Consider the following 9,036-nt stretch of genomic DNA (forward strand, 5'->3'; position numbering starts at 1 on the left):
CGGAACGCCACATCGATCACGTGCGCGCCGTTTATGCCTTCGGGCACCACAATGGCACTCACGGTGTCGGAATACCACTTCGGCTCCTTGGCGCATAGCTTGAGGCCCCAACCTTTCATAACCGCAGCGCGGACGCCTTCCGCCAAGTAATGGTGGCGGAAGAAAATGTTTTCCAATCCTTCTTCAAAAATGACGTTCAGAGATTCGCGCAGGCCATACAGCATTGCCAGCGCCGGCGTGTAGGGAAAGTAGCCGGTGGCGTTAGCCTTTATCATGTCATTCAAATCAAAGTAGCAACGCTTCGACTTCGCAGTCTGCGTGGCTGCAAGCGCCTTCTTGCTTGCACAGACGATCCCCAAGCCCGCCGGCAGCATGAGACCTTTTTGCGAACCCGTAATGGCCATGTCCACTTGCCATTCGTCCATGCAAAAGTCGATGCTGGCAAGAGAACTCACGGCGTCGACAAATAGCAGCGCCGGATGCCGCGCCGAATCTATCGCCCGCCGCACACCGGCGATGTCGCTGGTTACCCCGGTCGCGGTCTCATTGTGGCAGGCCAGCACGGCTTTGATTTTGTGCTGTTTGTCAGCACGTAAAGTTTCCTCTACGCGGTCCAGAGGAACACCTTCGCCCCACTCAACTTCCAGGATTTCCACGTCGTACCCTAGACGCTGCGCCATATCCACCCATAAATGGCTGAATTGCCCAAATCGCGAAGCTAATACTTTGTCCCCCGGGGAAAGTGTGTTGGTGAGAGCGGCTTCCCATGCTCCAGTCCCAGAAGAAGGAAAGATGAAAGCCTGGCCTTCAGTGGTCTTGAATACTTTCTGCAAATCGCCCAATACAGAGCGCGAAAGTTCGGGAAACTTGGAGGAACGATGGTCTTCCATTGCCACCACCATCGCACGCAATACGCGATCGGGAATGTTGGTTGGACCTGGAACGAACAAAAAATTGCGGCCTGGCGTACGTGGCATGTTGGTTTCCTCCTCGCTTGTTAACTTAAAAGACGTTTCCCGTTAAAAATACTAAAACAGAGTAAGTACGCGCAAATTACGCGCACATCTTACTTTTTGCACAGTCTCAGGAATCTAATTTGCCGCCAAAGGCAATTCAGCGGATTTGGAACAAATTACATTATAACCGTCTTAGCGATGAGCTGGACGATGCACTCGACCGCCGAAGCACTAATTTTCCCTAAACTGCTAATAATAAATGCTAACTTAGAAGCCCGCTATAGAAAATTCTTATCATTTAAATAAAGATTACTAATTATGTCGTGTTGCAAAATTTAAACCGTATAGTTTATTGGCGATAGCAAGCATCCGTCTTCCAGACTGCACTGACCAGGCGAGGCTACGGCGTCCGTGGGCCGGCGTATTAGCGGGTCGGCGGTTTGTTTGCCGCAATCCTTTTTTGCGATTACTATATGAGCACAACAATAATTACCCCAACCGGTCGAAGCGGCAATACAGTGGATTCTTTAGCTGTGCTGCCCGCATGATGGCTGAAATCCCCAAGCGGCAAACTAATTTGCCCAAACTGATAACACGGAGGAGACACACAATGAATACGGAAGCGACATTGAGCTCAAGGCCAACTCCCTATCGCTGGTTGCAGCTCATCCTAGGTATTATCTGCATGGTGATGATCGCCAATCTGCAATACGGCTGGACTTTGTTCGTGAACCCGATTTCGGAAAAGTACGGCTGGACCAGAGCTGCAATTCAAGTAGCCTTTACTATATTCGTACTGACCGAAACCTGGCTGGTACCCGTAGAGGGCTATTTAGTTGATGTGTTTGGCCCGCGCCTCGTGGTACTCGTGGGCGGAATTTTATGCGGCATCGGATGGACTCTGAATTCCTATGCCAGCACACTTCCCGCGTTATATTTTGCGGCGGCAATCAGCGGCATCGGTGCAGGCGCAGTGTACGGCACTTGCGTCGGCAACGCGCTGAAATGGTTTGCCGACCGGCGTGGTCTTGCCGCAGGACTAACTGCAGCGGGTTTCGGAATGGGCTCGGCGCTCACCATCATACCGATTTCTGCGATCATCAAAACCATGGGATACGAGGCAGCGTTCCTCTATTTTGGAATTGGTCAAGGTCTGGTCGTAGTCCTGGTGTCATTGGGATTGACCGCTCCACAATTTGTGGCGAGTGCTGAACTCGTAAAAAAAGCGGCTGCCCGTGCAACCTCTCCACAGGTGCCACAGACGCAGCGAGATTACCGGCCGCTGGAACTTCTGCGCCAACCCGTATTCTGGGTCTTGTACTTTATGTTCGTCATGGTGGCGGCCGGTGGCCTCATGGCCGTGGCGCAGTTGGCCCCTATTGCCAAGGATTTTAAAATCGCCACAATTCCGGTCAGTCTGGTGGGCATCACTCTGCCCGCACTCACCTTCGCACTTTCGCTTGACCGCGTGTTAAACGGCCTCACGCGTCCGTTTTTTGGCTGGGTGTCTGACCAGATCGGTCGGGAAACGACCATGCTGATTGCCTTCGGCTTGGAAGCAGTCGGAATCGCGGCGCTTTACACATATGGTCACGATCCCGTGCATTTTGTCCTACTGACCGGAATTGTATTTTTTGCCTGGGGCGAAATTTTCAGCTTGTTTCCGTCAACCTGCACGGATACGTTTGGGTCCAAATTTGCTGCGGCAAACGCGGGACTGCTTTATACCGCGAAGGGGACTGCTGCACTGTTGGTGCCGCTTGCAAACGTGCTTACTCGGGAAACAGGGAGCTGGCATGCGGTATTTCTCATCGCGGCCATAATGAACGCGGTTGCCGCATTAACCGCATGGTTCATACTGCGGCCGATGAGGAATGCGCACATAAAAGCTGATGCCCTAATTGCGCAGCCGGCCTGACGATCTGGTTCAGGTACTATTCGCAATGCGTTGCTGCGCGTCGTCAAGCTGGCATCGATTGCGCGACGTGCGCGGAGCTTCTTCAAGAAAGGCAGGGCCAGCGCCCTGCCTTTTTTGTTTACCGGATCACCCAGAACGATATACTAATTTTCAAAGGGTCCTGTAAGGCGAGTTTTATTCAGTCTCCTTAAAGTGCATGCCGCAACTCGACGCTTTTCTTGCATCGCCTTCGTTCATCTTAGTGCTGATTGTAATAACCGTCGCCGCACTGGCTCACGGCACCCTGGGCTTTGGTTTTCCGGTGATTTCAACGCCGGTGATCGCGATGATGACTGACATCAAGACCGCGATCCTCACCACGCTGTTTCCAAATATCGTGATCAACCTGGTTAGCATCGTCAGAGGCGGGAACTGGCGCTCGAGCATAGGCAAATACTGGCCAGTTGCAATCTACGTGCTGATTGGAACCGTTGGCGGCACGCACGTTCTCATCTCGGCTGATCCCGAACCGCTGAAGCTGCTGCTTGCCTTTATGATCCTTGTGTATCTCCAGCAAGCTCGCTTTCGCAAGCTCGATTGGTCGTGGCTAAAGCGCCATCCGCGGGCAGCCGCGCCGCTGTTTGGTTTGCTTGCGGGTTTCCTGTCTGGAACGGTAAATGTGGCCGTGCCTCCATTAGTCATTTACTTCATGGCGCTGGGTCTGGCCCCGGTTGCTATGACCCAGATTCTCAACCTCTGCTTCCTTGCCGGAAAGTCTACGCAAGCAGTCACTTTCGGGATTTCCGGCCAGATCGGTCTCACTACTCTTGTCGCAACGGCGCCTCTAACGCTTATTTCAATTGCAGCTCTGCTGTTCGGAATGCGCATTCAAAGCCGCATTCACCCCGAAATATACCAGGGGCTGCTAAGGAAGGTATTGTGGGTGATGGCGGCAATACTGTTTATGCAGGTAGCGTGGCATTATCTGAGATGAATTTTGCCATCATGCTCCAAGCGGCTCAATGTTTCAGCTGAGAGATTGAGATACGAGGCAAGCTCCTTCTTCGGCACCCGATCAGAAAGCTCCGGGTGTTTGCGCAAGAAGCGCCGGACACGGCCCGGTGCGTCGAGCAAATGGAGAGTTATCGTATGCGCCATGATTTCGCTCATGAGATGCATGACTTCATACTCAAACGCCTGTTTGATCTCCAGGTGATGGTCGATAAACGCGACCCATTCGGGTAGGGGCAGCTTCGCCACGCGTGCCTTGGTGACCGCTATGATGCTATAGGGTGCGGGGGTCTTGAGCTTCCACGCTGCGTAGCTGGTTTCAATGTTGCACTCATCGGCAAAGCGCAGGATCATTTGCCTGCCCTGCTGATTGGCGACCACGCGTTTTAATATTCCGTCGAGAATAAAATACTGCTCCATTTCCAAATCGCCCTGGTGAAGCAAGCATTCTCCTTTTTGACAGTCAACGACTACCAGATGAGCTTCCAGCTCGACCCTTTCGTCAGCGGTCATCAGCTTCAAGACGACATTTTGCTTGAGCTGTGCCCGGATGATGCTTTTTTCGGGGTGGTGCGCTACCAAAACCATAGATGATCTTTATGGGGCGCAAATCCGACGTGCTTGATGCGGGGAAAAATTGACTTTGATCAAGAACCGGAATTGATGCCAGTCAACGATATATCTGCCACAACTCGCTATGATACGATTTTAACTTCGGATTGTTAAGATTTTTATACAAAATATCTCGAGCGGCGGATATCTTGAAGCGACGCTGCCGCCGTTCGTAAAAAACGCTTACGCCGAGACTAATAAATTTGGAGAATGGAGATAAAGAATCATGGGAATCGTCACTGAGAAATCATTAAAGCAACCTGCGACGGAAACTGAACCGCAATTGATCAGCGGCGGGCAAATTGTTGGCAAAATGTTAAAGCAAGAAGGGGTGAAACATATCTTCACCATTTCGGGCGGGCATATCATCGATATCTACAATGGCTGCCTGGACGAGGGTATCAAAATCGTTGATGTGCGTCACGAGCAAGTCGCAGCCCACGCCGCAGATGCGGTCGCGCGCATTAGTGGCAGCATAGGTTGCGCGGTGGTGACCGCGGGTCCGGGCACTACGGATGCGGTCACTGGCGTCGCCAATGCATTTCGCGCGGAAAGCCCGATGCTGCTCCTAGGTGGTGGCGGCCCACTCAAGCAATACAAAATGGGGGCGTTACAGGATCTTCCGCATGTGCCGATGATGGCCCCGATCAGCAAGTTCGCTTCGATGGTGATGACGACTGACCGCTGCGCGGAAATGATGTCGCAGGCGATCCGCGAAATGTTCAATGGCGCACCGGGGCCCGCCTATTTGGAATTTCCCCACGATGTGATCGACGGCAAGGTGGACGCCGCAAAGGTGCGCATTCCAAAAAATTTCCGCGTCAAGGGCGAATTTTTGGGCGATCCCAACGAGCTTGCAAGGGCTGCCGAGGCTATCGCCAAGGCCGAGCGCCCGGTGGCACTGTTTGGCACGCAGGCACGCACCTGCCGTGCGCACGACGCGATGGACCGCTTCGCACGCCAGTTCAATATCCCAATTTATGTGAATGGCGCCGCGCGCGGCTCGCTGCCGAGAAAACATCCCTACAATTTCATGCCGTCCCGCAAGGTCGCTTTTGAAAATGCCGACCTGATTTTCCTGGCGGGCACGCCACTCGATTTCCGCATGGGCTACGGCAGGCGTCTCAGCGCAAAGGCGACGATTGTCATCCTCGACATGGATTACCGCAATGTCGGGTACAACCGCGATTTCGATATCGGCTTGGTCGGCAACATCCGCGCCATTCTCAATGCCATGTGCGAGTCGTCTAAAGGCGACGTGGCGCGCAAGCACGAACCGTTCATAAAGATGCTGCGCGAGGAAGAGGAAAAGGTAAGAGGCAAGAACGACGCGATCATCAAGGCCGGCACCAAGCCGATCCATCCCGTTCGGCTGTGCCACGAAATTAATGAGTTTCTGCTGGAAGATACGGTTTTCATTGGCGACGGGGGCGATATCGTGACGTTCTCGGGCTCGATCGTCAAGCCGCACAAACCGGGCGGCTGGATGGACCCGGGTCCACTGGGTACCCTGGGCGTGGGGACTGGGTTCGCGCTGGCGTCAAAATTGACACAGCCCGAGCGCGACGTTGTGGTCCTGTTTGGCGATGGATCGTTCGGACTCACTGGGTTTGACTTCGAGACTATGGTGCGCAATAAATTGCCTTTCGTCGGCGTAATCGGCAACAACTCTTCCTGGAACCAGATTCGTTACGGGCAGGAAAGGAAATATCCGGGACGCGGAGACGTAGGCAATGTGCTTGCCGATGTTCGCTTTGACAGGTTTGCCGAGGCAATGGGCGGCGTCGGCATACGAGTAACCAAGCCCGAAGAGATCCGTCCGGCGCTTGAATTCGCGCGGGACTCCGGCAGGCCCGCGCTCGTGGACGTGGTAATCGACCGCGACGTGTATTCGAGCGGCACCATGAATCAAACCATGTATAAGTAGCGCGCTGTCGCGGGTCTAGCGGCGTTGAATTTTACGCGCCGCGCAAGACATTCTTTTTCTCGTTCATTTATAATCCAAATTCATCCGCGTCAGCCTGCGGAGGAAAAGGTTTGATTTTCGCGAGGAGAGAAAATGGATAAAGCTCTGTCCGGTATTCGCATTCTCGACATGTCGCACGTGCAGGCCGGACCGACCGCTTCGCAATTGATGGCATGGCTCGGTGCCGATGTGATCAAGCTTGAGTCGCCGGCGGGCGATGCTACCCGCGCGCAATTGCGCGACGTGCCTGATGCGGACAGCTTGTACTTCACGATGCTCAACTGCAACAAGCGTTCGATTACGGTGAATATGAAAAACCCCAGCGGCAAGGAGGTATTCATCGAACTCCTGAGAAAATGCGACGTGCTGATGGAAAATTTCGGACCCGGTGTGCTGGAACGCCTGGGTTTCGGGTGGGAAAAAGTGCAGCAGATTAATCCGCGGATCGTGATGGCGTCGATCAAGGGCTTTGGCTCAAGCGGCCCGTACGCGGACTTCAAGGCTTACGAGAACGTGGCTCAGGCGATGGGCGGAGCGATGAGCACCACCGGTGCTCCCGACGGCCCGCCCTATGTGACTGGAGCACAGATCGGAGACTCCGGAACGGGGTTACATCTGGTCATCGGCATTCTCGCCGCCCTGCACCAACGATACAAGAGCGGCAAGGGTCAGTATGTGGAAGTCGCGATGATGGATTCCGTGATGAACTTGTGCCGCGTGAAATGGCGTGACCACCAGCGACTGACACGCGGCGTCCTTTCCGAGTATTCTGCGCCGACGAAGAGCCTCAAGGCGACGCCGCGCGCGGGTAACGATTCCGGAGGTGGCCAACTCGGCAACGCGATTCAATGCAAACCGGGCGGCCCGAACGACTATATCTATGTCGTGGTGCAGGAGGCCGTGTGGGGAGCGCTTGCCAAGCGCATCGGCGGCGAGACGCTGGCACAAGATCCGAAATTCTCCACCATTGGCGAACGGCGCAAGAATCAGAACCAAATGTGGCGGCTGCTTACCGAATTCGCATCCAACTACACCAAGCGGGAACTGATGGCAATCCTAAACGAACTCGATGTGCCGTGCGGTCCGATTATGAGCACCGAAGACCTTGCCAACGACGAACATGTCAGGCTGCGCGAAATGTACGTCAAGCTCGATCACCCGCGTCGCGGGACATGGTATAACCTGGGCATGCCCATCAAACTATCCGATTCTCCGGTCGAGATCAAACGCTCGCCATTGCTTGGCGAGCATACCGAAGAGATCCTGAAGGAAATCTTGGGCTACGACGATTCTCAAGTTGCCGCGTTGAAGCAAGCGGGCGCGTTTACCGCACCTCCAAAACCGGCTGGCTAACGCTTCGCCGGAATCGTTTTTTTTGGCGAACAAACCAGTGGAACGGCGCCTGCTTTCAGGTCACCGCATCGTCTACCCATAATTCCGCTTTCGCCAAAGGAAAACTATGCGCATTGCAATTGTCGGTCAGCAAGATTTCGGGAAAGCGGTACTTGAAGCATTTCTTACCCGCGGCGACGAGGTGGCCGGGATATTTTGCGCGCCCGAAAAGGAAGGCGCCAAGCCCGATCCGCTGAAAGCCGCGGCGCAGGAGAAGAGTTTAAAGCTATTCCAGTTTCCGTCGCTAAAAAGCAGCGCGGCGCGTGACGCCATGCTGCAGCTTAATGCTGACCTCGGCATTATGGCTTATGTGCTACAGTTTGCGCCCCAGGACTTCGTGAACATTCCAAAAAAAGGGACTATCCAGTTTCATCCGTCGCTTCTGCCAAAGTACCGCGGCCCCAGCTCCATCAACTGGCCGATTATCAGGGGCGAGACCAAGACCGGCCTTAGCATTTTCCGCCCCACCGATGGTCTCGACGAAGGACCGATTGTGCTGCAAAAAGAAACGCCGATTAACCCTGACGATACGCTGGGAAGCATCTATTTCGACCGCCTGTTTCCGATGGGCGTGCGGGCATTGCTTGAGGCGGCCGACTTGGTGATGGCTGGCAAGTATCGCGAAATCGCACAGGATGAGAAGCAGGCCTCGTATGAAGGCTGGTGCCGCGCGGCAGAAGCCAAAATCTACTGGCACAGCCACGTAGATTTCATTTACAACCTCATCCGCGGTTGCAATCCAGCGCCGGGCGCATGGACGACGCTGGCACGAAACAAGATTCAGTTGTTCGATTCGCGCAAGCACCTCGCACGCACATACGCCGCAGTCATGGGTAAGCCGGGGGAAGTTGTCGCGATTGGTCCGGAAAGCATTTCCATCACCGCCCAAGGCGGCCGCATCGAAGTTTTCAAGCTAAAGGCAGAGGGCGGGAAAAAAATGCCGGCAGCCGAATTTGCAAAGGAAAGCGGTTTAAGCGTTGGAACGATGCTCGACAGCTAGCCGTCAGCGACCTGCGGGTGATCCGCAGCGACGGCTATGGAACTACCCCGTGCTAACGTCACCTTAGGAACTGCGCTCTTCCGCCAGCGTCTTAGCGAGCAGCTTTGCAAGCGCGTACACCGCATCGATGTGCGGCGTCGGCGTGTGAGTAAGACGGCCGAGTTCCACCACCGAGCCCACTAATGCTTCAATTTCCGGCTCA

8 protein-coding genes are annotated in these 9,036 nt (G+C 54.4%); 5 read left to right on the top strand and 3 right to left on the bottom strand.

Annotated elements, in window-relative coordinates:
- Positions 1 to 977, bottom strand: a 977-nt coding sequence (locus VLV32_10865) for an aminotransferase class V-fold PLP-dependent enzyme (GenBank protein ID HUL42386.1), incomplete at its 3' end; no start/stop codon positions are given.
- 589 nt (positions 978 to 1,566) lie between these two features.
- Here VLV32_10865 and oxlT point away from each other — a divergent pair.
- The gene (gene oxlT / locus VLV32_10870) at positions 1,567 to 2,874 is read left to right on the top strand and encodes an oxalate/formate MFS antiporter (GenBank protein HUL42387.1); all 1,308 of its coding nucleotides are present in this window, start codon (positions 1,567 to 1,569) and stop codon (positions 2,872 to 2,874) included.
- A 196-nt stretch (positions 2,875 to 3,070) separates the two neighbouring features.
- Entirely contained in the window at positions 3,071 to 3,847 is a 777-nt protein-coding gene (locus VLV32_10875; protein ID HUL42388.1) for a sulfite exporter TauE/SafE family protein, read from the top strand.
- Here VLV32_10875 and VLV32_10880 read toward each other — a convergent pair.
- On the bottom strand, positions 3,835 to 4,452 hold the full coding sequence (locus VLV32_10880; protein ID HUL42389.1) for a Crp/Fnr family transcriptional regulator: 618 nt from the start codon (positions 4,450 to 4,452) through the stop codon (positions 3,835 to 3,837). The genes VLV32_10875 and VLV32_10880 overlap by 13 nt on opposite strands.
- Before the next feature lie 250 nt (positions 4,453 to 4,702).
- On the opposite strand from VLV32_10880, the gene VLV32_10885 reads away from it, so the two are divergent.
- The 3 genes from VLV32_10885 to VLV32_10895 all read left to right on the top strand — a co-directional run bounded on the left by VLV32_10885 (position 4,703) and on the right by VLV32_10895 (position 8,834).
- A complete protein-coding gene (locus VLV32_10885) occupies positions 4,703 to 6,403 on the top strand; it encodes a thiamine pyrophosphate-binding protein (GenBank protein HUL42390.1) in 1,701 nt (566 codons plus the stop codon).
- Between the two features lie 132 nt (positions 6,404 to 6,535).
- Positions 6,536 to 7,795 carry a formyl-CoA transferase gene (gene frc / locus VLV32_10890; GenBank protein HUL42391.1) on the top strand — a complete coding sequence of 420 codons (1,260 nt, stop codon included), beginning with the start codon at positions 6,536 to 6,538 and terminating at the stop codon, positions 7,793 to 7,795.
- Between the two features lie 106 nt (positions 7,796 to 7,901).
- Positions 7,902 to 8,834 (top strand): methionyl-tRNA formyltransferase, encoded by a 933-nt coding sequence (locus VLV32_10895; GenBank protein HUL42392.1) that lies wholly within the window; start codon positions 7,902 to 7,904, stop codon positions 8,832 to 8,834.
- Between the two features lie 63 nt (positions 8,835 to 8,897).
- Here VLV32_10895 and VLV32_10900 read toward each other — a convergent pair.
- Positions 8,898 to 9,036, bottom strand: a 139-nt coding sequence (locus tag VLV32_10900; GenBank protein HUL42393.1) for a ketopantoate reductase C-terminal domain-containing protein, incomplete at its 5' end; no start/stop codon positions are given.

Source organism: Burkholderiales bacterium (assembly GCA_035518095.1).
GTDB lineage: Bacteria > Pseudomonadota > Gammaproteobacteria > Burkholderiales > JAHFRG01 > JAHFRG01.

Bases quoted from the DNA above. Each gene is read 5' to 3' on its own strand.
- oxlT (HUL42387.1), top strand. From the start codon at position 1,567: ATGAATACGGAAGCGACATTGAGCTCAAGGCCAACTCCCTATCGCTGG.
- VLV32_10875 (HUL42388.1), top strand. From the start codon at position 3,071: ATGCCGCAACTCGACGCTTTTCTTGCATCGCCTTCGTTCATCTTAGTG.
- VLV32_10880 (HUL42389.1), bottom strand. From the start codon at position 4,452: ATGGTTTTGGTAGCGCACCACCCCGAAAAAAGCATCATCCGGGCACAG.
- VLV32_10885 (HUL42390.1), top strand. From the start codon at position 4,703: ATGGGAATCGTCACTGAGAAATCATTAAAGCAACCTGCGACGGAAACT.
- frc (HUL42391.1), top strand. From the start codon at position 6,536: ATGGATAAAGCTCTGTCCGGTATTCGCATTCTCGACATGTCGCACGTG.
- VLV32_10895 (HUL42392.1), top strand. From the start codon at position 7,902: ATGCGCATTGCAATTGTCGGTCAGCAAGATTTCGGGAAAGCGGTACTT.